This is a genomic window from Methylobacterium sp. J-088 (genome assembly GCF_022829295.1).
Taxonomy (GTDB): domain Bacteria; phylum Pseudomonadota; class Alphaproteobacteria; order Rhizobiales; family Beijerinckiaceae; genus Methylobacterium.
Map to the genome: position 1 here is coordinate 1 of NZ_JAKSYH010000228.1, position 22683 is coordinate 22683.

Sequence of the window (22683 nt, forward strand, 5' to 3'; positions counted from 1 at the left end):
AACGGCCGCGTAGACTTCCACGGCAAACATCCTGGGCCCCTCCCGAAAGAGAAGCCTCTCCACTGGCCGGCTTTTACCCCGGCCGCATCAGCACCCCGCCGACGCTCCAGTGGATGGTTTTGTCACCGCCCTACACACGCCCGAGGTGCGCCGGGAGGTCTCGGCGGCGATCCCGCTGCCAGCGACGCTTGCCGCGGCCGAGACCGAGGCGGCCTACTGGTGGGAGCGCGCCGAGACACGGGCGGCCCTGGATGCGGGACCGCTGCCGGTGTGGGTGCGAGCCCGGCTGGCGTTCCTCGACGGGCTCACCGGGCATCGGGCAGCACCTGTGCCGCCGCCTCCGGCCGCGCCGACCGTACCGTCAGAGCATGCCGCAGCCCCGGATCCGGGCATCGTCGAGGCAGAGGCCGAACAGGACGAGCTACCGGACTCCGGTACCGAGCAGGATCCGGCTGACGACGCCGCACCCGTCCAATCTGGACAGCAGCCCCGCACCCGCGAGGAAGCCCGAGCCGCCGTCCGCGCCCTCCTCGGCGAGGGCCTGACCGATCGCGAGATCGCCCGGCGGGTCGACGTCTCGCCATCGACCGTCGCCGCCGTTAGGAAGGCCAGCGCATGATCGACCGCAGGCAGGTCTCATCTGTAAGGCCGTCGCGGTCGGATGCAGAGCAGCCAGACGACCAGCGCGAAGGCTGCACCGCCCACGGCGGAACAGAGGATAAGGCTCACCTCGGTCTGCGGCGCGATCCCGAAGACGATGAGGCCCGCCAGGATCCCCGGCAGGACGCCGATCGCCGCCGTTGGCAGTGCTGCCGTATCGAGCCTGCGGGCGGCCCAGCTCGTGGCAGGCAGCGTGAGCAGGAGCGTCGGGCTGATCAGAACGGCACCCCACAGTCCGAGGAGGCCGGTCACCACCGGGGCCGTCCAGAGGACCTCGAATGCCCGGCTCCAGGTTGTTCTCGCAAAGATCGCCATGCCCTGCGTCTGAAGGTCGTCGACGAAGCCGGCGAGCATCGTCGACGCGCAGAAGCAGTAGGCGGCGGCGTAGTGTCCGAGCAGGCCAGCCAGCAGGATGCGGCGGCGCGATGGGCGCCAATCGGATCGAAACAGATACCGCTCGCTCATGGAGGCCTGCTGCGACGGCCAGAGCTCTGCGTACCGTCCAGGCTCGGCCATAGCAGCCCTGGAGTTACCAACAGTATCACCAGGCCGGATGGTGAGCTGCAGCACCTCCGTTGTTCTGTGCTGGCCGGTACCACTATCCCGGAGCTGTCGCACGGGTACGGGCGACCCTGATGTACCGTGCCCGCCTGCCCCGTGAGACCGGGCGGACCGACCGCGGCGCGATCCTGTCGCCGGAGCTCGATGCGCTCGCAGATCGAGTCCGGCGGCTCCTGCCCTCACACCGGGATCCGGAGCGCTTCCACATCGAGCGGGACGCGATCGAGCGGGCGTTGCGGCATCTGGCGCGGAAGGGCGTTTGATGAGTATGCCCGCACCTTAATGTTCCGTCCCAGCTTCAGCTCGCGACGAGCCCGATGCACTTAGGAACTTGGCGGGTCGAGGAGTAATGCTGTGAATGAACTCAACGGCCGCATGCTCGGTTTGCAGATCCTGCTTACCGGTGTGATCGCCCGCATGGCTGGCGAGAAGCGTGACCCTGTCGGGTTTCTCACGGAGTTCCGCGATGAAATCCAGGCGGTCGTGCGCGGTATTCGGATAGCCGGATCTGACGATGAGGCGGCGATACGGGCGCAAGCCCTCGGCGCGATTGACGAGCTGTTCTCGCTCATGAAGCCGCCGAGCCAGGATTGAATGCCCGGTGTATCGGGCAGTTCGAATGGTTCTGCGGGTCTCGTGGACGACGGGCTTGCGCTATTAATCCGTACGCCTGCCACGGACCACGCACAGGACTGTGAATTGTTGCTATCATGTGACAGTACCCCGTGGTCGCTCGTCCGCCGGTTGCCGGATTTCGTCGCACTGCTCATAACATACTGCTATTGCAATGGTTTTTTCATACATCAATATCTTAGCAGTTGTTATTTGTAATAGATACAAACTGATGAGCATACAAAACAACGCCTTCAGCGGGGTTTAGCACTCGATTCTTATTATAGTTCTAATGTTGAATTCTTGACTCAAATAGACGGGTGGTTTTCACGCTGGTCCATCGCCAGGCGTTGCAAACGCTGGTGATTGGAGGCGAGAATACTGTGCTGCGTCAGTCGCGCGTTCCGACATCACTGCGCCAACATCCGATCTGTGGCCGTAAACCGACGTTCTCTACATCAAGGGGAGCGCTAGGCTTGGCATGTGCGGCGGCGGGGTCTGTCGGTAGCGCGGAAGCACAGTCGGGGCCCGCCACAGCGCTGCCTCCGATGACTGTGGATGCGCCTATCTCTCGGCCTCGCCCACCGGCGCCGAAGCCAAGCCAAGCACAGGTTAAGGCGCGTACTGCTCTCAGACAGGCCGTTCGAACGCAACGGCGTGTGACCGCCCCGCCGGTCGCTGCCCCGGCCCCAAGCGCCGGTACAGCGACGGGTGCTGGCGCTCCTGCCCAGGGCATCGGTGATCCAAGCAGAGATCCCTACGCTAACCCAAACTCGCCTTACCAAGCGCTCAACGTTGCCTCTCCGCGCTTTACGCAGCCAATCCTTGACACGCCTAAGTCGATCACCGTGCTGACGCGGCAGGTAATCGACGACAAGAATGCGACTAGCTTCCGCGAGATCGCACGCACAACCGCCGGTGTCACGCTCGGCACGGGTGAGGGTGGCAACGCCTTCGGCGACCGTTTCTTCATCCGCGGCTTCGACGCGCGCAACGACGTGTTCGTCGATGGCATCCGCGATCCCTCCGTCAGCGTACGCGAAAACTTCTTCACTGAGCAGATCGAGATCCTGCGCGGGCCGGCTTCGAGCTTCGCAGGCCGCGGCACCGCGGGCGGTGCGGTCAACATCGTGACCAAGCAGGCCACCACGTTCGGCGACTTCTACAAATCGGAGGGGCAACTCGGAACCGACAACACCCGGCGCGTCACACTGGACCTTAATCAGGTCGTGAGTCCCGCCCTCGCGATCCGCGTGAACGGCCTGTACCAGGAAGCCAACGTAGCGGGCCGCAAATATGTGTTCGACGACCGCAACGGTGCCGCCGTCGCAGTGACACTCAAGCCGGCCGACGGTTGGACGTTCAACGCCAACTACTTCCACACGGATCTGAACAGCCTGCCGGACTTCGGTGTGCCATTCAATGCACAAGCGCGACGCCCGTTCACCGAGAGCATCGTCCCACGCGACACCTACTATGGTTTCGTCAATCGTGACTTCTATCGCGTGCAGCAGGACATCGGCACATTAGTGTCGGAATATGCCCCTAGCGATGACGTTAAGATCACCAACCGCTTCCGCGCCGGACACTCGGTGCTCGATTACGTAGGTACGCTGCCAGAGCGGCCGGTCATCCCGCGTAATGGCAACCTTTATGGTACGACACTCAGCCTTAATCCGCAGAGCCGCTATCAGACCGTCGATGTTACCGCGGATACGACCGACGCAACCTTCAAGTTCGCGACTGGCCCAATTCTGCACACGGCGGTCCTGGGTACCGAGTTCAGCCGCGAGGCCGTTAGTCGCGATACCTATGCCGGTCTCCGATCCGAAAACTCGAACCTTGGAACGACCGGCATCTTCAGCGGCACGGGCAGCTTAGGCGGCGTCAACATCCTGACCCCGCCCAACCTACTGCCCTTCGCCACCAAGCCGTATCTGACGGGCAACCCTGCTTACATCCCAGTCGACACGAAGGCTGGTTACCTCATAGAGACGATGAACTACCAGGACCTCGTCCTTCTGAACGGCGGCGTCCGCTATGATGACTACAACATCTCGTCGTCTCAGGGCACGAGTTCGGCGCAGGTGCATTCAGGTAACCTGAACTACAACATCGGCCTGACGTTGAAGCCCCAGCCTTGGCTGAGCGTATACGGCGCTCATGCCACCTCCTCGAACCCGGTCGGGGCAGAACTCGACGCGTCTGGTTCGGCTTACGGGGGGCTCAGCGCCACCTTCACCGGAAACCAAGTCTTCAAGCCGGAGCAGAACACCGCCGACGAAGTCGGTGTAAAGGCCGAGCTATTCGACCGGCGTCTCCTAGCGACGTTTGCCGTGTTCCGCACCCTCAAGGAGAATGCCCGCGAGACGCTCGGCACCGGCGCCGCTCAATTTATCGCGGCCGATGCGGCCTACCGGGTCGAGGGTGTCGATTTGGAGGTCGCCGGCAAGATCACCGACGATTGGAGCGTGTTCGGCGGCTATGTTGCGATGGACACCAAGGTCACGAAGTCGGGCGACCCCACGGTGATCGGCAACCGGCTGGCCAACATCGCCCATCGCTCGTTCAGCATGCTGTCGAAGTACAGGATCACGCCGTGGCTCGAATTCGGCGCGCAGGCGATCAACAATTCGCGCATCTCGGGCGGGACCCTCGCCGCCAACGCCAATGTCCTGCCGTCTTACTGGCGCTTCGACGCCTTCCTGGAATACAAAGTCAACGAGAACCTGAACGTTAAGCTCTACGCCCAGAACCTCCTCGATCGTCGCTACTACGATGCATTCTACCGCAGCGACGCGCCGTTCGCGTTCATCGCCCCTGGCCGGGCCGTGTACCTCATCGCGCAGACGAAGTTCTGACCGATGCTGATCTGCATCCCGGAAGTCCTGAGCAAGGCGGAGGTCGCTGACTTCCGCCGTATCATGGACACCGCCGAATGGGAGGATGGTCGCTCGACGGCGGGCTCCCAGTCAGCCATGGTCAAGCGCAACGAGCAGCTTCCGCCGGCCAGCGAGGTCGCCCGCCATCTGGGCGATCGGATCGTCAAGGCGCTACTCGCCAACCCGCTATTCGTCTCCGCCGCGATCCCGCTGCACATCTTCCCGCCGCTATTCAACCGCTACGGCGAAGGACATCACTTCGGCGTCCATGTCGACAACGCCGTGCGCGGCGATCCGGCGACGGGAATGCGCATCCGTACCGACTTATCGGTGACCCTATTCCTGGCCGAGCCGGACACCTACGACGGCGGTGTTCTCATCGCTGAGGACTATTACGGATCACAAGAGGTCAAGCTATCGGCAGGCGACCTCGTATTATACCCAGCCTCTAGCTTGCACATGGTCACACCAGTTACCCGAGGGACTCGGGTCGCCTCGTTCTTCTGGCTCCAGAGCATGGTCCGAAGCCCTCAGGCCCGCAGCCTGATTTACGATCTGGACACTGCGATCCAGGGACTCGTCGCAGAGCTCGGTCGTGACCACGCCGAGGTGGTCAGGCTGACGGGCATCTACCACAACCTCATCCGGACCTGGGCCGAGGTATGACCAAACACCGAGCCTCGAAAGACCGGCTGGCAGTGGGCCGAGAGTCTATCATCTCCCCCACGGGCCGCATGCTGCTGGCCGCGCTTTGGCTCCTATCAGGGCCGGCGCTCGCGCAATCGCCGGGTGCCCCGACAGCGACTGCGGCGACCCCAGCCGTTCCCGCGACGCCGCAGCCCATGCGTTCATCCGAGGCGGGCCTTCCGCTCGACCAGGGCCCTCAGCTTCGGACCGAGGTCCAATCGGCGCCGGATCTGCCACAACGGGCGGCCATCCGGGCTGCGGCCCCCGCCGGCCACGAGCTGTCGCCGTGGTCGATGTTCCTGAACGCCGACATCCTGGTGAAGATCGTGATGGCAGGTCTGGCGCTCGCCTCGGTGATCACCTGGACGATCTTGGTAGCCAAGACGATCGAGCTGGGGCTGGCCCGCCGCGCGCTCACCCGCGGCCTCGATCGCATCGCTGGCGCCGGCTCGTTGGCCGAGGCCGGAGAGATGCTCGGCGACCGCACGGTGCTCGACCGGCTCGTCGCGGCGGTCGCCGACGAGATACGGATCTCGCGCGGCCCGCCGGACGGCATCAGGGAGCGGGCCGTCTCGCGCTGCTCGGACATCGTCAAGGCCGAGGGACGCACAGCCCGACGCGGCATGGGGGCGCTCGCCACGATCGGCGCAATCTCGCCGTTCGTCGGGCTGTTCGGCACCGTGTGGGGCATCATGAACAGCTTTATTGGGATCTCGAAGGCGCAGACCACCAACCTCGCGGTGGTGGCTCCTGGCATAGCTGAGGCGCTGCTCGCGACCGCCATCGGGCTCGCCGCGGCGATCCCGGCGGTGATCATCTACAACCACTTCGCCCGGGCGACCCGCAGCTACGGCGACCTCGTCCAGCGCGCCTCGGGAACCACGATGCGGATGCTGTCGCGTGATCTGGACCACGGCATCGCGGCCGGGCGTCATGCGCCGCTCGCCCGCGCCGCTGAGTAAGCGGGGACGGTCATGGCCATCGCACTGGGCGGCGACGAGGATGACGGCGACGAGTTCGGCGAGGCGCACGAGATCAACGTCACGCCGTTCATCGACGTGATGCTCGTTCTGCTGATCATATTCATGATCGCCGCCCCGCTCTCGACGGTCGACCTGCCGATCGACCTGCCTTCCTCGAGCGCGATCCCGCAGAAGAAGCCCGACAAGCCGACCTACGTCACGATCAAGGCGGATCTGGCGGTTGCGGTCGGCGAGGCACAGGTCAAACGGATCGATCTGGCCAAGGTCCTCGACGCGCAAGGCGATCCGAACAAGGAGCGTCGCATCTTTCTGCGCGCCGACCGCGCGGTGCCCTACGGCGAGTTGATGGATATCCTGGAGATCCTGCGCACAGGTGGCTACCTCAAGGTCGCCCTCGTCGCTCTGGAGGGTCCACCCGGCGGGGCGGCAGGCGAGACTGGGGGCGGGACGCAAGCCCTGCCACCGCTGAAACCGTGACAGGCGAGGCGCATTTCGAATACGGGCGCATAGGGCGCCGCTGGCCGCTTTGGCTCGCAGCCGGCGCCTTCGTGCTCGTCCTCCACGCAAGCGGGATCGTGCTGGCGGTGACGTACACGCCCCCCGATGAGGCGGATGACCTCGGCGCGAACGCTCTGGAGGTCGGTCTAGAGATGACAGCGGTACGGCACGAGCCTACCGATCTTCCCGCCGGTCCTGAAGCAGAAGACGCCGCCGCTGCACCGGCGGTCGTGCAGCAGAAAGCCGTCGACGATCCGACGGAGCTGCCCAAGGCCATGCCGACCGAGACGGAGGATCCAGACCGGATCGTATCACCTGATGCGACGCGCAAACCGCAAGAGGACGAGACCAAGGTTAAAGCGGTCGAGACCAGCCCGTCGATGGAGTCAGTTGCATCCGAGGCTGCAGCTGCGCCGACTTCGGAGACGATGAAGGAGGCGCCACAGTCGACCGCTCCAATCCTGGGGACCGGCGAGAGCGCGCGGCGCATCCGTACCACGTGGCAGAAGCAGCTTCTGGCCCATCTCGAAAGGCACAAGCGCTACCCTGGCGGAGCGGGGCGTCCGACTGGCCAGGTAACGGTGACGTTCATGCTAGACCGTCTCGGGCGGGTAGTATCGGCAAGTGTGGTCAAGGGCTCGGGCGACAGCGCGCTAGACGATGCGGCGTTGGCCATGATGAAGCGGTCTGATCCGGTGCCGCCGCCGCCGCCGCTTGTTGCCGACGAGGGGCTGACATTCTCCATCCCAGTCGTGTTCCGAGCGAAGAAGTAGGAGACAGGGCCTGCCGGGTCGCTAGGCCGCTGATAAGGGTGCTGTTCTCAGCAGGTGTCCAAGTTGGATAGGACCGATGCGGTGCCCTGGCTCGGACCCCTCGAACACGCTGTTCGGATGCTGTTAGCAGCGGGCCCGAGTCCCTGTTTCCGCCCTGTATTATCAGGGGCGGTCGGCCGCAGCGCCGAACCGGGCCGCGAGCTTCTGGACCTGCCCTGCAACGGCCGGATCCTCCTCTGCCAGCAGGTCGATGCCGGTCGATCGATGGAAATCCTGCGCCAGCGCGAGACCGTAGGCGTTCCGCACCTGGATCAGCTCGTAGACGAGGCGGTGATAGGTCGGCACGCGCATCCACTTCGGCTTCCGGGGCATAGGGGGCGAGCTGTCGTCGGCGCCGAGTCGGCGCAGGATCGCTACCTCACGGTCCCGTAGCTTCTCCGCCGGCTGGACCCGTCCCTGTGAGTGATAAGCCGCCCGGAGCAGGTGCCGCGGCTGGAAGGTGCCGGCGCAGTTGTAGAGCTTCGCCACCGGCCGACTCGTTCGTGGGCATACAGCCAGCCAGCGACGGCCGCCGAACCGGCAGGGCCGTCCGATGATCTCGAACACCTGCCGAACCGGCTCGCCGTTGCGCCGGTATTCGAGGATCAGCGTGCCGACGTCCTCGGCATGGATCTCGACGGTGTGGCTGATGCTCCCGGCCGAGCTGCCATCCCGATACCACCAGGTGGACGTGCCGCTCATTCGGAGGCCGGGCGCAGGTCGGCGTGCGCCGTAGCCGGTCGCCACGCGGTGCACGTTGAGGACATTGCTGTGGTCGAGGACGGGCTTGCTCATGAGGGGCTTGGGGGCGGGCAGAGGCGGTCGACCGCCGAAAAACGTCGAAATCCTTTGGCTAACCTGCCAATCCGTCAATCTGGACACCCGCGCCTCGCGCACGCGCGCGTACTGGCCTTATAACCGCCCGAGCAGGGATGGACCCAGAGGACGATGGCGCGGCCGAGCATCTACAGCGACGAGCTCGCCGAGCGGATCTGCGACCGCCTCGCGGCGGGGCGAAGCCTACGCTTGATCTGCCAGGATGCCGACGTACCGAGCCGAGACACGGTGCGTCGCTGGCTGCGCGACCGGTTGGCGTTCCGCGCACGGTACGCGCAGTCCTGCGAACTGCGGGCTGACGCGCTGGCGGACGAGGCGCTCGCGATCGCCGACGACAGCTCCCGGGACTATCGATCCGGCCCGAGCGGTCTGGTCTTGGATGCTGACCGCCTCCGGCGCGACCGGTTACGCATCGACGCCCGGAAGTTCAGTGCGGCGCGGATGGCGCCGCGGCGGTACGGCGACCCGCCTAGGGCCTGACCCTCCACCCCGAGCCATGCGTTTCCGCGCTCAGCCGTCCTGTTACGTGTCTGTTATCAATGCGCCGACCCGCGCCGGGCGCATACGGCCACCTCAAGCGCTGGCCTGGAACCGCACCGCCCCGGCCGCCTCGTCGAAACTGGACACCCGGGGCCAGTCGGTCTGGACCTCGTCCTCCCATGCGTCGAGGGCGGTGTTGGAGGTCGCGGGCCAGTCGCCGATCGGCGCCTCCACCACGATCGGACCGAGGCGGGCGCCATCGCTCATCGCCGGTCGGGCGCGGGTCGCTTAACCCTCGACGATCCGGGCGGCCCAGAGGCCAACTAACAGGTTGAGCGGGCTGCGATCTGTGCCTCCTGGTTCCTTCCGATAATATCCATTGTCGGAAGTAATCCGAGCGTTGAAAACGGCTGATCTGGCCTTCTCAGAATGAACCTATGTAGTTTCAGGATGTGATTGAACCCGCCATTATAAGCTCATCGCTGGTCGAATAGTCTGGGCACCAGCGGCCGGTAGATGCGTGTGCTCCCGCCCCCCATACGGCGGAGAGCGGCATGACACGCTACTATTTCGACATTCACAGCGGATCCTCGTTCGCACGCGATGCGATAGGAACAGAGTGCGATGGCCACGAAGGCATTCGCTTTGAGGCGATGCGCGCACTGCCCTCGATCGCGCGGGACGAGATCCCGAAGGACGGCGATCGGCAGGCCTTCACGATACTCGTCCGGGACGAGAACGACCTCACTGTCTACACGGCGACCATGACGTTCGCCGGGCTTTGGATCGGCGATAGCCCCATACCGGAGCCTGACGAGGACGCTGTCGGCTAAAACTGTCGACTTTGATCTCCGACAGAGCTTGGCATCAGATCCCGAGGAAGCGCGAGCTGCTCTCGCTCGGTCGGGCGTGGGTGTACTTCGTCGTCGTCGCGAGGCTCGCGTGCCCAAGCGTCTGCTGCACCAGGTGGACCGGCGCGCCGCGATCGAGCGCGTGGCTGGCGTGGGCGTGGCGCAACCAGTGCGCCGAGACCTCTACCGAGAGGCCGGCTCGGGCCGCGGCCGCTTTCACGATCCGGTGGACTTGGCTCGCGTCGAGGGAACCGCTCTGCCGCGAGACGAACACGGACGCATCCGGCTTCGGCGGCCCCGGTAGTTCGGCCCGCAGCGTGGCGAGGAGCTTCCACGTGCCGACGGACAGGAGGACGATCCGGGTCTTGCCGCTCTTGCCGAAGACGGTCACCTGCCCAGCTTGGTCGCGCTCGGCCATGTCGCGCCAGCGCAGACCGCACAGCTCAGAGATCCGCAGGCCTCCGCCGTACAGAACCGTGAGGACTGTTCGGTTTCGGAGGTTCGGCTCAAGCAGCACCATCCGCTGCGTGTCCGACTCCGTGAGGATCCGCTCGGCCAGCACGTTCTTGACCGGCGGCGCCTTGATCGCCTTACCGATGTTGAAGCGGACGTACCCGATCTCCTGGGCGAACGAGAAAAGGCTCTTCATGGCGGCCGCAGCGTTCGCCCGGGTCGCCGGCGCCTTGTCCTCCAGGCTAGCGAGGTAGGCCTGCAGGTCGCCGATGAGGATCAGCACCAGCGGCTTTCCGGTGAAGGCCAGCAGCCGCGCCGCCTCCGCCCGGTACTTCCGGCGTGTGTGCTCGCTGTTCGAGCGCTTCACCCACGTCTCGATCAGTGTCGTGTCGGAGTCCGCCTGCGGGACCACCGGCAGTGTCTCGCCGCGGGCGGCCCGCGCGAGCGACACCTCCTCGAAATCGGCATCCTCGATCGCGACGTCGAGGGGGACGAGCGCGGTGCTCATGGGTGGCTCTCCGGTGGCTGGCCCTTCATAGCAGGGAGCGCGGGAAGGATCAGCGAGCTGTTCCATAACCGCAAAATCGTCACTGCAAGATAACCGCTCTTCTCTTGCACTGGCGGGAAGCTATGCCGTAGCCTTGCTAGCAAGCGGGCGAATCGTCCGTCCAGCTTCACCGCTTCTCGCCCGAGCCCGAGCCGATGCATACCGTCCTGATCGCCGCCCAGAAGGGAGGCGCCGGCAAGTCGACGCTCGCCGCGCACTTCGGCGCCCTGGCCGAGCGGGACGGCCGAACCCTCCTGATCGACGCCGACCCGCAGGGGTCGCTGGCCTTCTGGTACGACAGGCGTGCGGCCGAGACCCCGCTTCTGGTGAAGGCTACCGGGAACGAGATCGAGGGGACGCTCGCCGACGCGCGGTCCGAGGGCATCGCCTGGACCATCATTGACAGCCCCCCGCACAACGCGCCGCTGATCGGATCGCTGATGTCCAGGGCCACCGTCACCGTCATCCCGGTCCGGCCCGGACCGTTCGACTTGGCCGCCGTCGGCGCGACCCTCGACATGGCCCGCAAGCTCAAGGCGCCGATCGCCTGCGTCCTGAACGCCTGCCCGCCCATCACCCGGGAAGCCGAGACCGCGATCACCGCCGAGGCACGCGCCCTCCTGACCGAGATGGGCGCCCCCGTGCTCCCCGGGCAGGTCAGCCAGCGCGCCAGCTTCAGTCACGCCCTCATTACCGGCCAGTCCGTCACCGAGTTCGAGCCCGACGGTCGCGCGGCGCGCGAGGTCGACACGATGTGGACCGCCGTCGTGCAGCTCGCCCGCACCTTCTCCCGCAAGTCCTGAGACCGGCCCGATGTCCAAGCCCCCTCGCCCGTCCCTCTCCAGCCTATCCGACCGCCTCGCTCCGAAATCTGCCGCGGCTGCCACGCGCCCGGCAGCGGTCGACGAGGCCGAGGCGCGCCAGGAGCAGGATACTGCCCCGTCCCCACGGGCGCCGGCGGCCGAGGGTCCGCGCGATTACAAGACGATGATGTGCCGGGTGAACCGGGCCGGCTGGCAGGAGATGTCCCGTCTCGCGATTGATCGGGACCGGAACCTCGAGGACCTCATCATCGAGGCGTGCAACGACTTGCTGGTGCGCGAGGGGTTCTCGCCCGTCATCGAGAAGCGCAGTCCGGCCCGCCGCTAAGCTCACGGGCTGCCTGGCCGGCTGGCCTGAAAAGCGGACGCGAGGCAAGCCGCGATTCGAGACAGCCGGACAGACACGTTGCTAGCAGACCGGCAACGCATGAACCCGTCCAGCCGTGCGGCTTGGAACGTGTCAGGCTGAAATGCTGGCAGGCCTGATCACGCCGGACTTGGCCGCACCTCCGACAGACGAGCGAACTGCTCCTCGGCGACGTCCCGCGGTGACCGGCGATCCGCGAGGCGGACGAGGTTGCCACCGGCGACTGGCACGAGGGTCCGTTTGTCCGGATCCCCGTCCGATGTGATCCGAGTGCGGCGCCGATGCTGGACGGTGACCCGCGTCCCGGCGATCCGGCTTTCGGGGAACGCGGCCGCGCTGGCTTTCACCCGGGGCGGCAGCCGCGGCGGCTCTCGGTTGCCCAGGTCCGCAAGCAGGCCGCGCAAACCTGCCTTCATGGCGTCGATGCTCTCGATGCTTGCCTCAGCGGTGCAGCCGGGGCCGGGCAGGCGCACGCTGTAGGCGGCGCGCAGGATGTCGTGCAGGCGAAGGGCGATGTCTCGGGTGTCCATGGTCAGCGATCCGGCCGGGCCGATGGGCTGCCCATCCGGGCTCGCTGGTATCGCGGTCAAGAGCCAGTGGAGCGGCACGCGCGCACGCACGCGAGGGGAGCCTGCGACCCTCAAGCCACACTACCTGTTTGCTAGCAGGCTAGAATACAAGATGGCCGCGAATCCAATGTTCGCGCAGGCCTGCACACTAGCCGAGACGGACATGCTGACGGATGCGGGCTCGGCCGAGCCTTGGACGGCGGAGCAGGTGGGCGAGACGATTATCGCGGCGTTTCACACGCTGCCATCCATCCCGGTTTATTCACCGCGCCGATCCGAGTTCGTCTCGGTGCTCCCGGGCAAGGATACCTCGCCCCTCGATATCATCGCCTTTTCCGAGCACGTGCTCGGTCGCGCCTCGCCGGAGCGCCGCGCCCTCCTGATCTGGGCCCGCTCCTTGGCGACGAGTGGCGACGTCGGCGGATCAATCCGGCAGTACTGCATCGAGATGGGCATGCACCGGCTGACGTTGGACCGTCGCCGCAAGCGAGCCTGTGCCAGGATTGCGGCCGAGCTGAACCAGATCGGCAGCGAGGCGATGGCGCAGCTCGAAGCCCTGCGCAGGTCGGCCCCGCCACTCGCCGATCAGGTCGACCGGCTATGACCGGGATCTCGCAGCAGGCAGTGCGTAACCCTCCAGGATCGCAGCCACATCGCCGACTACAGCATAGACCACAGATCAGCCGCGATGCTATGCGCACGCGTTGCTAGCAATCATGCGGTCTGGACGACATGTCTGATCCCATCGTGTTCGATGACGGGGTGCGGTTCACGGAAATCATCCGTGTCCGGGTCCCGGCAGATCTGCGTGAGCAGGTCGAGGTCACGGCGAAGGCCGCAAACCTGTCCGTCTCCGAGTTCTGCCGCCGCGCCATCGCCGAGCGGCTCGCACGCAGCACCGCACCGGGCGGCACCCCGGGCCCCGAGAACCACGAGAGGACCGAGCATGTCTGAGCAGGCCCAGGCCAGCGCCACCACTGCCACCAAGGCACCCCCGCCCAAGCGCGTCCGCCCGAGCCGCGCCAAGGGTGCCCGGCTCAACGGTGACCACCCCGCCAACGGCGCCGCCGCGACGGCCGGCACCCAGGCCGCGGAGCACGAGCAAGCTGGAGCTTCTGCGACCCAGGAGAGCCGGCAGACCGTGGTGTCCGGTACGCAGGAGGGCTTGCAGGGTGCCACCGACCCGCAGACCGACCAGCAGGCTGGCGCCACGGGGCAGGGCGCCGAGGCGGAGCAGCAGCAGGCCGAGATGCTACCTGCTATGCCTTCGGTGACACGAGCCCGAACGGCATGGTGAACCGCTTCGGCATCAGTGGGCCGAGCGATACTCGTCGATCATCTCGGCCGTGACATCTTTCGCGAAGCACAGCGGCGCATACCCGCCCGGTCGGACGTAGGCGGCACGCCGGCCGCACGACGAACCATTTCGAGCGCTTTGGTAGGGGCAGGCGCATGGACCAGGGTAGGATGCGATGGAGTCGGCGATCAGCCGCTTCCTGATCTCCGCCGTGCTCAAGGTGGGCGATGTCTTTGCCGGCTCCGGCTTCTCAGGCTCCGCCTCGGGCGGTGCAGTACGCAGGCGCTTGGCCTGGATCCAGCCCTCGCGCTGGGTAAGGGCGTACCGGACGTGCACCCATCCGTCGCTTCGTTCGACCACCTCGAAGGCGTCACCCACGCCATAACGGCCCAAGATCTTCCCCTTCGGCTTGGGATCGGCGCGCAGCGCGACCTTGCCCCCTGATACGTACAGGGTCTCGGGTGCGGCCGCCTCGGGCGCGGCAGGCACTTGCGGTGTGTTCTGGACCGCGTCGGGCGAGAAGCCGCCGTAATACTGCAGCGTCCCAGATGAGGGGGCCGAGCTCGCCGGGAGGGCCGCGTAGGCGGTCGGAACGGGCGATGGTTTTGACGGCCCGCTAAGGTACCCGGACAGCGTGAGCGGTAGGCCGATGATGGTCAGCAGGACCAGCGCGAACGCGCCGCCACCTTGCGAGGTGCCTCTCCTGCGACGTACCATGTGATTCGTCCCGTCGGTACCGAACCAGGGTCGCGGGACTACAACCGTAGGTCAAGCGGTGCCGTATGAGACAAGTGTAGACGGCGACGTTTAGACCTACCGATTCAACCGTCCCAAGCATCGTTTTCAGCGTTTGCCATTCAATTGAGCAGCGGGTTTGCAATGCACACTGCCTAAACTGGCATTCTGCCTAGATAAACATCACATAGGGAGATTTTTGTATTTGAAGCGTCTTTGCAACTAGATCGCGACTGATAACACGCGTGTGATGCTGACCGATTATTAACCACTGCAGCTTATTTTTTTTAGAAGCCTTGATTGATGGCTTGATTTATTCAGCTGGGACCACAGACGTGTCATTCACAAATATATCGATACGCACGAAGCTTATCTTTGCATTTTTTGGCGTTCTATTATTTGTTTTAGCAGTAGGCGCGGCAGGATGGAACGGTCTATCGGTTCTAAGTCGGTCAATAAATGAAATTGGCAAAAACAGTTTGCCAAGTGTAAAGACAGCGGCCGCCCTTCGAGCCGGCGTCATTGATGTACGGGTAAGCGTAGTCAATCACCTCCTCTACAAAGAAGCAGCTCGCATGGAATTTGAAGAGGGTGAGCTTCAGAAAAAAACTGCATCTGTTGCCAATTTCTCTAAGGATTACGAGCGGTTAATTAGCCTTCCTGGCGAGCAAGAGCTTTTCCAGACATTCACGACGAATTGGTCAGCGTACCTTGCCGCAGTTCCTGCAGTGATCGCTCAATCGCGCAATGGCGATAAGGAGCGCGCTTTGGCAGAGGTGACCGCCACTGTGCGTCCGCGCATCAAGGCGGCAGCTCAAGCACTCGACGCCATCGTGGCGTTGAACGACAAGGCTGCTGACGCAGTGGTGGTAGAAAGCGACCGCTCCGCCGAGACGGTACATACCATCATGCTCGGGATGATTGTTGCAGCGGTCTTGCTGACGCTCATGATCACCGTTCTGATCATTCGTGGCATCTCTAGCGGCATCGGCTCGATCGTGCAGCCGATGCAGATGCTTGCTGAGGGTAACCTTGCCGTCGCAATCCCCCACCAGGGTACGAAGACCGAGATCGGCACGATCGCGGACTCCGTTCAGGTGTTCAAGGATGGCCTGATCCGCATGAAGGCTCTGGAGGCAGAGACGGCGCAGGCGCGGCTGGCCGCCGAGGAGCAGCGCAAAGCCGGCATGCGGCAGATGGCCGACGGCTTCGAGGCTGCGGTCGGTGGCATCATCGGCATGGTGTCGTCCTCAGCCACCGAGCTGCAGGCCACGGCTCAGCAAATGACCTCCACGGCCAGCGAGACGGCAAGCCAGTCCACCACCGTCGCCGCTGCCGCCGAGGAGGCTGCCTCGAACGTCAACACGGTCGCCGCCGCCGCCGAGGAGCTGGGCTCATCGGTGCAGGAGATCGGCCGGCAGGTGCAGGGCTCAGCCGAGCTAGCGCACCGGGCCGTGCGTGAAGCGGACCAGACCGGCGCGCTGGTGCAGGAACTGAGCGCGGCCGTGGCACGCATTGGCGACGTGGTCGGGCTGATTTCGACCATCGCCGGCCAGACCAACCTCCTGGCACTCAACGCCACTATCGAGGCGGCACGTGCGGGAGCGGCCGGCAAAGGCTTTGCCGTCGTCGCCTCCGAGGTGAAGGCGCTGGCTGAGCAGACCGCCAAGGCCACGAGCGAGATCTCGGGTCAGATCGCGCAGATCCAGGCCTCGACCGGTCAAGCAGTCACATCGATCGCCGGCATTACCGAGCGGATCCGCGAGATCAGCGGTGTGGCCACCAGTATCGCCGCTGGGGTCGAGGAGCAGGGCGCGGCCACGCAGGAGATCGTGCGCAACGTTTCTCAGGCGGCGATGGGCACGGGTGAGGTGACACACAACATGGCGGGCGTGGCGGGCGCGGCGGAGGAGACCGGGGCTGCGGCGAGCCAGGTTCTGGGGGCAGCCTCTGAGCTATCACGTCAGTCTGAGCACCTTGCGGCCGAGGTCGGTCGCTTCCTGGCTACTGTACGAGCGGCATGAGGCGGTGATGAGCGCGGCGAGATCTCACAGCAGCACTGCCACAGATGGCATCCGAGATCTCACCGTGGCTCTGGCGGGTGCATTCGCCGAGGGTGTGGATCTCGGACCTCGCGGAGCACAGATCCGAGCTCTGGGGCAAACGCTCGAGTCGATGATCAATGCCCTGCGTTCGGAACTCGTTGGACTCGGCGATCAGTTGCAAGTTGCCCCCGGGTTTCCAGGTCTAGATCAACTCACCCGCATGGCGCGGGCCGCACAAGCTTACGGTGCAGATGGATCCTGTACGTCGTAGATCTGCCCATCGGGTAGTCACCTCGTCTTGCCAGCTATCGCACGGCGGGCACTCGTAGACTTCGGCGCTACTACCGAGCCCACCGCCCCAGGCGCCGCTTCCACCGCTCGCCGAGGGGCAGCGCTGTCGCTTGCTTCACGGCACGCACCATAGGCGCTGCCGAAGTCCGCGGTGCCAACGGAGATACCAGCTCCACAGGTGCGGCCTTGCTGATGTTTTCGGCGATCGGCCCCGCGACCTTCTCGGCAGCGACCGGTTTGGCCTTAGGCGGCCGTCCCCGCCGCGGCTTCGTCGAACACTCCTCCGAAACCGGTATGCACTCCGGTTCGACCTGTGCGGGCTCGGGTTCGATCAGGTTGGGCAGGATCCGGCGAGCCTCGGCGGCTGGTGCCTGCGGCTCGACCGGCGGCGGCCAGGATACGGCCGGTCGCGAGGCCGCTGGCGCCGAAGCACGGTGCGGGATGAAGGTGCGCTGGTTGCGACCGCCGGACTTGTTCTCGACGGTGAATGACCGCGACGAACGGTTACGCATGAGGCTGAACGTTTGTAGCGTGAGGGCGACCAGTCATCTTCACGAGGATGCAGGCTTGGGCTTAACGGAATGATACGCGGTCAGCGTATCTACTTGCCGTAGCACGCGTTCGTTACGCTGCACCCTTCGATTGGAGGATGCACCTTGATCCGGGCCCTCATCACCACTGCGCTCGTCACCGCGCTGCTCGTACCGTCGGGCGAAGCCTTTGCGCGCGGGTCGTGCAAGCTGTTCGCGCCCGAGGAGCTGAGACACGGGACCTACACGAACCGCGATGGCTGCGAGGTCCCGCGCCCCGAGCAGCCGGAGGGCCCGACCTGCACCAAGCCTCAAGACGCCACGGCGCGGTGTCGCGACGGCGACTGGAGCTTCAGCCAGCACCGACAGGGAACGTGCTCGCACCATCGCGGCGTGGCGTGCTGGGTCGCTGCGGGCCGAGACTGCTGCTAGACCGCGCCTCGGCTTCGGTCCGCCGTGACGAACTCGGGGTGAAGCCAGGAGCCCGTCCCGGCCCCCGCGGGACGGGCTCTTTCACGCCTCACCGTGGCGATCGCGCGCTGGCGACGACAGTCCTCGCATGGCACCCGTCCGTCATGGCGATTTCAGACAAAGCTACCTGCGAGGTGCGGATCGATGGCGCGTGGCGGCTCGTGCCGCTGACCGAGGCGCACGCCCAGCACCGCTCGGCCGAGAAGCGATGCCCAGCCTGTCATGGGCGAGTGAACACGCAGGGATCCTATGCGGCGCAAGGTACCGTCGCCATGGCGCACCGGCGCCTCCACGACGGCTGCCCGAGGATCCCGCGGTCCTTCACTGGTAAGCTGACGCCGCACCCGCAGGCCCTGGACTGACGCGTGCTGTCCGCGCGGCTGCCGGTGATGCGGCGGCGAGCCATGCGCGGTCCTGCATGGCCCGACCGGTTGTGGGCCGAGCGCATGCATAAGCGACTATTCAGGCCGCGGCTTGGCCAAGCAACTCGGTCACGATCTGCGGGCGCTTGTCTACCAGTGCCAGGAGCACCCGGGCAGGCCCTTCCGGCTCCCGACGCTTCTGCTCCCAGTTCCGGAGCGTGCCGACCTTCACGCCGATCGTCGCAGCGAATGCCGGTTGAGCGAGGCCGGTTCGCTCCCGGATCGCGGCGACATCCAGGGTCTCAGGGACGTGGACGCGGGTGCCCTCGGGCGGGTTGCCTTGAGCATGGGCAAGGGCGCTGTTGAGGCCGCCCATGAGGCGGCTGAAACTGTCGGTCATATCTAGGATCCCTCTGTATGGCCGGTTTGGATGGGGCGGCGGCCTGACGCCCGAGAGGGGTTTCGCAGAGGCAGATCAGTCGGCTCGCCTCTGCGCACGGAACGCGGCCTTGAGGGCCGTGGTAACCTTCTTGAACTCCTTCACTTCTGCGTCCGTGAACGTCTCGCGGTCGCCCTTGCTGAGCACACCGATGAGATAGACGGGGACCGTCGCGCCTACGAACACGGCAACGATCCGGTACCCACCCGATTTGCCCTTGCCGCGGCCGGCCAAACGACCTTTGCGCACCCCACCGGATCCGACGATCTCCTCACCCACGTCAGGCTGGCTCGCGTAGAGCTGAACGGCCGCTTCGCGCTCGGCATCGGTCATGCCGGCCCGCTTGGCGTCCGCGAGAAAGTCGGGCGTCTCGACGATGGTGTGGAGAGGGTTCGCCATAGCTTTTCATACACCAATGGCGTATGTACGTCAATGGTGTATGATACCGCCTTTCTCGGAGGAGAGCGGAGCTATGTCGGCGTTGAGGATCACGAAGTTCGTGGCGGCGACCGGAGGCTTGATGGCGTCCGGGGCGTGGGCGCTTTCAGCCATGGGCGACACGTTCGTGGTGCGTAGCCTGTTGCCGTGGATGACGGATCCAGCTGTGCCGAAGTTTCAGGCTGACATGAACGCTTGGGCCGCTGGCATGGCGTCTGTCGCTGCGTTCGCGCAGGTGTTCCTCACCCTGCGAGACTGAGCCGTCTGTATTGCTGAAACCGTTCAGCCTTCGCCCGCCACGCATCACGCTCGGCCTGAAGCGCCTCAATACGAGCGTATATCTGCCCAGCGTCGATCGCGGTCTCGACGAGCATATCCTGCATCGCGGCCAGCTGCTCGCGCAGCTCGGCGTTCTCGGCTGCCAGGATCAGCAGCATCGCCGCTACATCGTCGCCCATGTCACGCCTCGCACCACCACCCCGGGGACGCGGCTGGTAGAACCGGCATAGTTACCGCGTCGACAAGGATGCTGGGTCCGCGGTCGTCGGCGCCGGCCTCGTCCACAGCAGGATCGCAGGCGCTCGCGCCGCAGCGATGTCGTCGTCCTGCGGTTCACCAGGTCGGCCGAACGCCACGAGGCTGACGTGCCGGCCCATGAGAGCGATGAGCTCGGCCTGCCAGCGATCACCGAGCGCCTGGTAATTGCCCTCCGGCCAGTCGTGCCCCGGTTCGCCGGGCACCAGCACGAGGCCGAGATCCACGTCGCTGTCCGGTCGGGCTGTACCCTTCGCGCGGCTGCCGAACAGCCAGACCTCCGCGACCTTGGGGCGGCCGGCGGCCCATGCCGCGAGCGCTGGAAGCCACGCCCGCTCGACGTCGAGTCCGAGGATCGGCAGGCCCGGATCCATGAAGGACGACAGGGCGATTCCACCGAGGTGCTGCGGGTACGCGCACACGAACGCGGCGAGCACCTGCTGCGCGCAGGCGTCGAGGAATAGCACCTCGGCGTCGGTGTGAACCGCGAGACCCGGAACGTCCAAGCGTCCTCCGTCGAAGCCTGCCCCGGGTGTGTCGAGCGCGAATGCTGGCACCGATTCCTCCGTGCCGGGCAGGAGCGGCAGGCGGGCCGGGTGCTTGGTGCCGTTGGCGAAGCCGTGCACCACCGTCCAGATCTCGGTACACCGGCGGCCGGCCTCGGCCTGGACAACCTCTGTCGCAGTATCGACTGCGCGCTTGCGCGTCCGCCCCTGCATCTCCGCGAATCCTGGCTCGCGCCCAGCCTCGGCCAGCCCAAGGGAATCGGCGACGTGGCAGACCACGAGGCACGCGAGGTAGGCGCGCCGACGATCATCGCGCGCAGCCAGCAGCTCGCGCAGCGTCGGCAGCACGATCGTCTCGACGTACTCCCGGGGCGTCATCGGCGCGTTCGGTTTATCGTCCGGCAGCATGCCCTCACCTCATGGCTCGGCCCGCACTACGACCCGCGCGGATTCCTGTGCGAGCGCTTCGGTCGAGGTCGCCCGCTGCCCCTCGGCAGCCCTTCTTCGGTTCCGTTGTCCCCGATTCCAGCAGATCTAGAACTTCAGTAGGCGTGCCCCGCGGGAATTTGCACCCTCTCCCCTCCTGCGGGGAGAGGCGGGCGTTCGGGGAGGGGTGGGTGTTCAACACCGACCCCTTTCGCGCCAGCCGCAGCCAGGCCGTCCACTCGGCCGACACGATGCGCACGATGTTCGTATCGTTGCGGAAGCCGGTCACGCGCCGTTCCTCGACGGTCACAAGCCCGAGCTTCACGGCCTCGCGGATGGCGTTGCGCACGGTGGTCTCGGCCACACCGACGATCGCCGCGAGCTGGCCGACGGCGAGCCTGCAATCCTTCCGGCGCACGGTCTCGGCCGCCACCAGGGCGAGGACCGCCTGCTCGGCCAGCGTGAACCGGGCGGCGAGCCCCGGCGGCAGCCGCCCTGAGGCGGCCCAGCGGCGACGGCGCTCCATCGAGGCATCCGTGCGCGGGCGCGAGCCGACGCTGAGCCTCCTGCGAGCCCCTGTGGGTCTTGATGCGTTCTCGACTTCGTCCCCTGTTTGGGGTGTGGCAGTTGCTGGCCCGTTCGGGCTCTGTCCGGATCGGCGGCAATCCGCAGATAGCGTGCGCGCCTCGATCAGCTCGGACAGCGCCTCGGCCTCGGGCTCCGAAACCTTCCCGTCCCCGAACGCGCGCCACAGCGCGACCGTCACCTGAGGCAAGGTGATTCGGTCGGCCGCTTCGATCGCGCGGCGGATCTCGTCTGCGAACACGTGTCTCGGCCCTTTTCCACAGGGCCACAGGGGGACGATCGGCGGCGCAGGCTGTGCGCTCCGTTCAAGACAAGCCGGTATCGTTGCCGGAACAGGGGTTCCAGCTTGACGCCCGAGGGCGGTTCATGGCTTGTGAGGAATGTGAACGGGCCTCACAGGCCATCTCGATTTCGAAGGCCTCACCCTTGCCGGGGTGGGGCCTTTGGCTTTTCAGGGTCCTACTGCGGCGGTCGGTGCTCCTGGTGACACCGGCGACTCGCACAGGGTGCGCGCCAGCCGGACATGGCATGTCGGCCGGGCAGCACGGTTAAGTCAACGTCAGGGAATGATCAGCGCGACCATGCACGGCAGACTCTCGACCGTCGCCGACCTGCGCAGGTCCGGCCGCATCAGCAGCCACGAGATCGTCGCGGCGATTGACCTGTACATGCGGGACCCCGCGGCCGGGCCCTACCGCTTCGCCAATGGTCACAGCCTCGACGTCGCTGCGCTCGTGGCCTCGTCGATCAGCCCCGCGGAGGTCGCGAACCGCGCCGGCCCGCAGGAGAAGACGTTTCGGACAGCGGTCGCGGCGATCGTCATGGCGGCGCACCCAACCCCGCCGTGATCCGTCGGCCGCTCGACCCCGCGTGGACCGCAAGCCACGGGCGGGGGAGCGACCGACCTCACCGACGCGGGCCTATACGCGACGCGGCCCGTAACTGGACATGCCATGGCGCGGTTGCGGTCCGGTGAACGAGCCGGCATCGATAGCGTATGATCCGGTCTGAGCTCGTCGCCCGCATCGCAGCGCAGAACCCACGCCTCTACGCCAAAGACGTCGAGGCGGTGGTCGACGCCATCCTCAACCGGATCGCCACCGCCCTGGTGGACGGTGACCGCGTGGAGCTGCGCGACTTCGGCTCGTTCGCGACGAAGGAGACGTGCGCCTATGCCGGCCGCAATCCGCGAACGGGCGAGGTCGTCGCCGTGGCGGCCAAGCAGAGCATCCAGTTCCGGCCGGGCAAGGCCATGCGCGTGCGGTTGAACCTTATGCCGGCGGAGCAGGAGCGCGAGACCGAGCGTCAGCTGCGGGCCTCTTAACCGCTTAACGCAGCCTCAATCTTAGAAATATCGCAGCATTTTCCGCAAAGTAGTTTGACGGCGCATCGTTTTGGCGGCGA

At 65.8% G+C, this 22683-nt stretch carries 32 protein-coding genes; 21 read left to right on the top strand and 11 right to left on the bottom strand.

The window, feature by feature from the left end:
• Positions 1-109: 109 nt before the first annotated feature.
• Positions 110-619, top strand: coding sequence for a helix-turn-helix domain-containing protein (locus tag MKK63_RS24545; RefSeq protein WP_244006355.1), 510 nt, complete (start codon positions 110-112; stop codon positions 617-619).
• Positions 620-636: 17 nt separating this feature from the next.
• On the opposite strand, the gene MKK63_RS24550 is transcribed toward MKK63_RS24545, so the two are convergent.
• Entirely contained in the window at positions 637-1230 is a 594-nt protein-coding gene (locus MKK63_RS24550) for a hypothetical protein (RefSeq protein ID WP_244006357.1), read from the bottom strand.
• 65 nt (positions 1231-1295) lie between these two features.
• Here MKK63_RS24550 and MKK63_RS24555 point away from each other — a divergent pair, with 65 nt between their 5' ends.
• The 7 genes from MKK63_RS24555 to MKK63_RS32045 all read left to right on the top strand — a co-directional run bounded on the left by MKK63_RS24555 (position 1296) and on the right by MKK63_RS32045 (position 7656).
• Positions 1296-1484 (top strand): hypothetical protein, encoded by a 189-nt coding sequence (locus MKK63_RS24555; protein ID WP_244006359.1) that lies wholly within the window; start codon positions 1296-1298, stop codon positions 1482-1484.
• A 91-nt stretch (positions 1485-1575) separates the two neighbouring features.
• Positions 1576-1815, top strand: a complete 240-nt coding sequence (locus MKK63_RS24560; protein ID WP_244006361.1) for a hypothetical protein — start codon at positions 1576-1578, stop codon at positions 1813-1815.
• A 404-nt stretch (positions 1816-2219) separates the two neighbouring features.
• Complete coding sequence (locus MKK63_RS24565; protein ID WP_409564555.1) at positions 2220-4694, top strand: TonB-dependent receptor; 2475 nt, start codon at positions 2220-2222, stop codon at positions 4692-4694.
• A gap of 3 nt (positions 4695-4697) precedes the next feature.
• Positions 4698-5381: a Fe2+-dependent dioxygenase gene (locus tag MKK63_RS24570; RefSeq protein ID WP_244006364.1), complete on the top strand. Its 684-nt coding sequence runs from the start codon at positions 4698-4700 to the stop codon at positions 5379-5381.
• 68 nt (positions 5382-5449) lie between these two features.
• Positions 5450-6364: a tonB-system energizer ExbB gene (exbB, locus tag MKK63_RS24575; protein WP_409564556.1), complete on the top strand. Its 915-nt coding sequence runs from the start codon at positions 5450-5452 to the stop codon at positions 6362-6364.
• Between the two features lie 12 nt (positions 6365-6376).
• Positions 6377-6862: a TonB system transport protein ExbD gene (gene exbD / locus MKK63_RS24580; RefSeq protein WP_244006366.1), complete on the top strand. Its 486-nt coding sequence runs from the start codon at positions 6377-6379 to the stop codon at positions 6860-6862.
• Complete coding sequence (locus MKK63_RS32045; protein ID WP_244006367.1) at positions 6859-7656, top strand: energy transducer TonB; 798 nt, start codon at positions 6859-6861, stop codon at positions 7654-7656. The genes exbD and MKK63_RS32045 overlap by 4 nt, the downstream gene beginning before the upstream one ends.
• Positions 7657-7818: 162 nt before the next feature.
• Here MKK63_RS32045 and MKK63_RS24590 read toward each other — a convergent pair whose 3' ends face one another.
• Positions 7819-8490 (bottom strand): hypothetical protein, encoded by a 672-nt coding sequence (locus tag MKK63_RS24590; protein ID WP_244006368.1) that lies wholly within the window; start codon positions 8488-8490, stop codon positions 7819-7821.
• Positions 8491-8643: 153 nt separating this feature from the next.
• Here MKK63_RS24590 and MKK63_RS24595 point away from each other — a divergent pair, with 153 nt between their 5' ends.
• The gene (locus tag MKK63_RS24595; RefSeq protein ID WP_244006369.1) at positions 8644-9012 is read left to right on the top strand and encodes a terminase small subunit protein; all 369 of its coding nucleotides are present in this window, start codon (positions 8644-8646) and stop codon (positions 9010-9012) included.
• Between the two features lie 93 nt (positions 9013-9105).
• On the opposite strand, the gene MKK63_RS24600 is transcribed toward MKK63_RS24595, so the two are convergent.
• Positions 9106-9279 (bottom strand): hypothetical protein, encoded by a 174-nt coding sequence (locus MKK63_RS24600; protein ID WP_244006370.1) that lies wholly within the window; start codon positions 9277-9279, stop codon positions 9106-9108.
• Positions 9280-9566: 287 nt separating this feature from the next.
• Between MKK63_RS24600 and MKK63_RS24605 the strand changes: the two genes are divergently transcribed.
• Positions 9567-9845, top strand: a complete 279-nt coding sequence (locus MKK63_RS24605) for a DUF6894 family protein (RefSeq protein ID WP_244006371.1) — start codon at positions 9567-9569, stop codon at positions 9843-9845.
• A 34-nt stretch (positions 9846-9879) separates the two neighbouring features.
• Here MKK63_RS24605 and MKK63_RS24610 read toward each other — a convergent pair whose 3' ends face one another.
• Positions 9880-10824 (bottom strand): tyrosine-type recombinase/integrase, encoded by a 945-nt coding sequence (locus MKK63_RS24610; protein WP_244006372.1) that lies wholly within the window; start codon positions 10822-10824, stop codon positions 9880-9882.
• A 194-nt stretch (positions 10825-11018) separates the two neighbouring features.
• Here MKK63_RS24610 and MKK63_RS24615 point away from each other — a divergent pair, with 194 nt between their 5' ends.
• Together MKK63_RS24615 and MKK63_RS24620 are read left to right on the top strand one after the other, a co-directional pair.
• Entirely contained in the window at positions 11019-11666 is a 648-nt protein-coding gene (locus MKK63_RS24615) for a ParA family protein (RefSeq protein WP_244006373.1), read from the top strand.
• Positions 11667-11676: 10 nt separating this feature from the next.
• A complete protein-coding gene (locus MKK63_RS24620; protein ID WP_244006374.1) occupies positions 11677-12012 on the top strand; it encodes a hypothetical protein in 336 nt (111 codons plus the stop codon).
• A gap of 158 nt (positions 12013-12170) precedes the next feature.
• Here the strand turns inward: MKK63_RS24620 and MKK63_RS24625 are convergent, their stop codons facing one another.
• Positions 12171-12581 (bottom strand): hypothetical protein, encoded by a 411-nt coding sequence (locus MKK63_RS24625; protein ID WP_244006375.1) that lies wholly within the window; start codon positions 12579-12581, stop codon positions 12171-12173.
• Between the two features lie 151 nt (positions 12582-12732).
• Here MKK63_RS24625 and MKK63_RS24630 point away from each other — a divergent pair, with 151 nt between their 5' ends.
• The 3 genes from MKK63_RS24630 (at position 12733) to MKK63_RS24640 (ending at position 13917) form a co-directional block, all read left to right on the top strand.
• The gene (locus tag MKK63_RS24630) at positions 12733-13224 is read left to right on the top strand and encodes a hypothetical protein (RefSeq protein WP_244006376.1); all 492 of its coding nucleotides are present in this window, start codon (positions 12733-12735) and stop codon (positions 13222-13224) included.
• A 128-nt stretch (positions 13225-13352) separates the two neighbouring features.
• Positions 13353-13574, top strand: coding sequence for a ribbon-helix-helix domain-containing protein (locus MKK63_RS24635; protein WP_244006378.1), 222 nt, complete (start codon positions 13353-13355; stop codon positions 13572-13574).
• On the top strand, positions 13567-13917 hold the full coding sequence (locus tag MKK63_RS24640) for a hypothetical protein (protein ID WP_244006380.1): 351 nt from the start codon (positions 13567-13569) through the stop codon (positions 13915-13917). The genes MKK63_RS24635 and MKK63_RS24640 overlap by 8 nt, the downstream gene beginning before the upstream one ends.
• A gap of 12 nt (positions 13918-13929) precedes the next feature.
• Here the strand turns inward: MKK63_RS24640 and MKK63_RS24645 are convergent, their stop codons facing one another.
• Positions 13930-14634, bottom strand: coding sequence for an SH3 domain-containing protein (locus MKK63_RS24645; protein WP_244006382.1), 705 nt, complete (start codon positions 14632-14634; stop codon positions 13930-13932).
• Positions 14635-14987: 353 nt separating this feature from the next.
• Here MKK63_RS24645 and MKK63_RS24650 point away from each other — a divergent pair, with 353 nt between their 5' ends.
• From MKK63_RS24650 to MKK63_RS24660, 3 genes are all read left to right on the top strand, one after another.
• A complete protein-coding gene (locus MKK63_RS24650; RefSeq protein ID WP_244006383.1) occupies positions 14988-16676 on the top strand; it encodes a methyl-accepting chemotaxis protein in 1689 nt (562 codons plus the stop codon).
• A 968-nt stretch (positions 16677-17644) separates the two neighbouring features.
• Positions 17645-17950 carry a DUF3761 domain-containing protein gene (locus MKK63_RS24655; RefSeq protein ID WP_244006384.1) on the top strand — a complete coding sequence of 102 codons (306 nt, stop codon included), beginning with the start codon at positions 17645-17647 and terminating at the stop codon, positions 17948-17950.
• Positions 17951-18093: 143 nt separating this feature from the next.
• On the top strand, positions 18094-18351 hold the full coding sequence (locus MKK63_RS24660) for a hypothetical protein (protein WP_244006385.1): 258 nt from the start codon (positions 18094-18096) through the stop codon (positions 18349-18351).
• A gap of 100 nt (positions 18352-18451) precedes the next feature.
• Here the strand turns inward: MKK63_RS24660 and MKK63_RS24665 are convergent, their stop codons facing one another.
• Positions 18452-18751: a helix-turn-helix domain-containing protein gene (locus MKK63_RS24665; RefSeq protein ID WP_244006386.1), complete on the bottom strand. Its 300-nt coding sequence runs from the start codon at positions 18749-18751 to the stop codon at positions 18452-18454.
• Between the two features lie 75 nt (positions 18752-18826).
• A complete protein-coding gene (locus tag MKK63_RS24670; RefSeq protein ID WP_244006388.1) occupies positions 18827-19189 on the bottom strand; it encodes a type II toxin-antitoxin system RelE/ParE family toxin in 363 nt (120 codons plus the stop codon).
• Positions 19190-19262: 73 nt separating this feature from the next.
• Here MKK63_RS24670 and MKK63_RS24675 point away from each other — a divergent pair, with 73 nt between their 5' ends.
• On the top strand, positions 19263-19487 hold the full coding sequence (locus MKK63_RS24675; protein WP_244006390.1) for a hypothetical protein: 225 nt from the start codon (positions 19263-19265) through the stop codon (positions 19485-19487).
• On the opposite strand, the gene MKK63_RS24680 is transcribed toward MKK63_RS24675, so the two are convergent.
• From MKK63_RS24680 to MKK63_RS32300, 3 genes are read right to left on the bottom strand one after another with little or no spacing between them, the layout of a single operon-like run.
• On the bottom strand, positions 19471-19686 hold the full coding sequence (locus MKK63_RS24680) for a hypothetical protein (protein WP_244006392.1): 216 nt from the start codon (positions 19684-19686) through the stop codon (positions 19471-19473). The genes MKK63_RS24675 and MKK63_RS24680 overlap by 17 nt on opposite strands.
• Positions 19687-19737: 51 nt before the next feature.
• Positions 19738-20676, bottom strand: a complete 939-nt coding sequence (locus tag MKK63_RS24685) for a nucleotidyltransferase domain-containing protein (protein ID WP_244006394.1) — start codon at positions 20674-20676, stop codon at positions 19738-19740.
• A gap of 4 nt (positions 20677-20680) precedes the next feature.
• The gene (locus tag MKK63_RS32300; RefSeq protein ID WP_244006395.1) at positions 20681-21520 is read right to left on the bottom strand and encodes a GntR family transcriptional regulator; all 840 of its coding nucleotides are present in this window, start codon (positions 21518-21520) and stop codon (positions 20681-20683) included.
• 340 nt (positions 21521-21860) lie between these two features.
• On the opposite strand from MKK63_RS32300, the gene MKK63_RS24695 reads away from it, so the two are divergent.
• Positions 21861-22127, top strand: coding sequence for a hypothetical protein (locus tag MKK63_RS24695; protein WP_244006396.1), 267 nt, complete (start codon positions 21861-21863; stop codon positions 22125-22127).
• 149 nt (positions 22128-22276) lie between these two features.
• Positions 22277-22603: an HU family DNA-binding protein gene (locus MKK63_RS24700; RefSeq protein WP_244006397.1), complete on the top strand. Its 327-nt coding sequence runs from the start codon at positions 22277-22279 to the stop codon at positions 22601-22603.
• The last annotated feature ends 80 nt before the right edge of the window (positions 22604-22683 follow it).

Bases quoted from the DNA above. Each gene is read 5' to 3' on its own strand.
- MKK63_RS24555 (WP_244006359.1), top strand. From the start codon at position 1,296: ATGTACCGTGCCCGCCTGCCCCGTGAGACCGGGCGGACCGACCGCGGC.
- MKK63_RS24570 (WP_244006364.1), top strand. From the start codon at position 4,698: ATGCTGATCTGCATCCCGGAAGTCCTGAGCAAGGCGGAGGTCGCTGAC.
- exbB (WP_409564556.1), top strand. From the start codon at position 5,450: ATGCTGCTGGCCGCGCTTTGGCTCCTATCAGGGCCGGCGCTCGCGCAA.
- exbD (WP_244006366.1), top strand. From the start codon at position 6,377: ATGGCCATCGCACTGGGCGGCGACGAGGATGACGGCGACGAGTTCGGC.
- MKK63_RS24590 (WP_244006368.1), bottom strand. From the start codon at position 8,490: ATGAGCAAGCCCGTCCTCGACCACAGCAATGTCCTCAACGTGCACCGC.
- MKK63_RS24595 (WP_244006369.1), top strand. From the start codon at position 8,644: ATGGCGCGGCCGAGCATCTACAGCGACGAGCTCGCCGAGCGGATCTGC.
- MKK63_RS24600 (WP_244006370.1), bottom strand. From the start codon at position 9,279: ATGAGCGATGGCGCCCGCCTCGGTCCGATCGTGGTGGAGGCGCCGATC.
- MKK63_RS24605 (WP_244006371.1), top strand. From the start codon at position 9,567: ATGACACGCTACTATTTCGACATTCACAGCGGATCCTCGTTCGCACGC.
- MKK63_RS24610 (WP_244006372.1), bottom strand. From the start codon at position 10,824: ATGAGCACCGCGCTCGTCCCCCTCGACGTCGCGATCGAGGATGCCGAT.
- MKK63_RS24615 (WP_244006373.1), top strand. From the start codon at position 11,019: ATGCATACCGTCCTGATCGCCGCCCAGAAGGGAGGCGCCGGCAAGTCG.
- MKK63_RS24620 (WP_244006374.1), top strand. From the start codon at position 11,677: ATGTCCAAGCCCCCTCGCCCGTCCCTCTCCAGCCTATCCGACCGCCTC.
- MKK63_RS24625 (WP_244006375.1), bottom strand. From the start codon at position 12,581: ATGGACACCCGAGACATCGCCCTTCGCCTGCACGACATCCTGCGCGCC.
- MKK63_RS24630 (WP_244006376.1), top strand. From the start codon at position 12,733: ATGGCCGCGAATCCAATGTTCGCGCAGGCCTGCACACTAGCCGAGACG.
- MKK63_RS24635 (WP_244006378.1), top strand. From the start codon at position 13,353: ATGTCTGATCCCATCGTGTTCGATGACGGGGTGCGGTTCACGGAAATC.
- MKK63_RS24640 (WP_244006380.1), top strand. From the start codon at position 13,567: ATGTCTGAGCAGGCCCAGGCCAGCGCCACCACTGCCACCAAGGCACCC.
- MKK63_RS24645 (WP_244006382.1), bottom strand. From the start codon at position 14,634: ATGGTACGTCGCAGGAGAGGCACCTCGCAAGGTGGCGGCGCGTTCGCG.
- MKK63_RS24660 (WP_244006385.1), top strand. From the start codon at position 18,094: ATGGCGATTTCAGACAAAGCTACCTGCGAGGTGCGGATCGATGGCGCG.
- MKK63_RS24665 (WP_244006386.1), bottom strand. From the start codon at position 18,751: ATGACCGACAGTTTCAGCCGCCTCATGGGCGGCCTCAACAGCGCCCTT.
- MKK63_RS24670 (WP_244006388.1), bottom strand. From the start codon at position 19,189: ATGGCGAACCCTCTCCACACCATCGTCGAGACGCCCGACTTTCTCGCG.
- MKK63_RS24675 (WP_244006390.1), top strand. From the start codon at position 19,263: ATGTCGGCGTTGAGGATCACGAAGTTCGTGGCGGCGACCGGAGGCTTG.
- MKK63_RS24680 (WP_244006392.1), bottom strand. From the start codon at position 19,686: ATGGGCGACGATGTAGCGGCGATGCTGCTGATCCTGGCAGCCGAGAAC.
- MKK63_RS24685 (WP_244006394.1), bottom strand. From the start codon at position 20,676: ATGCTGCCGGACGATAAACCGAACGCGCCGATGACGCCCCGGGAGTAC.
- MKK63_RS24695 (WP_244006396.1), top strand. From the start codon at position 21,861: ATGCACGGCAGACTCTCGACCGTCGCCGACCTGCGCAGGTCCGGCCGC.
- MKK63_RS24700 (WP_244006397.1), top strand. From the start codon at position 22,277: ATGATCCGGTCTGAGCTCGTCGCCCGCATCGCAGCGCAGAACCCACGC.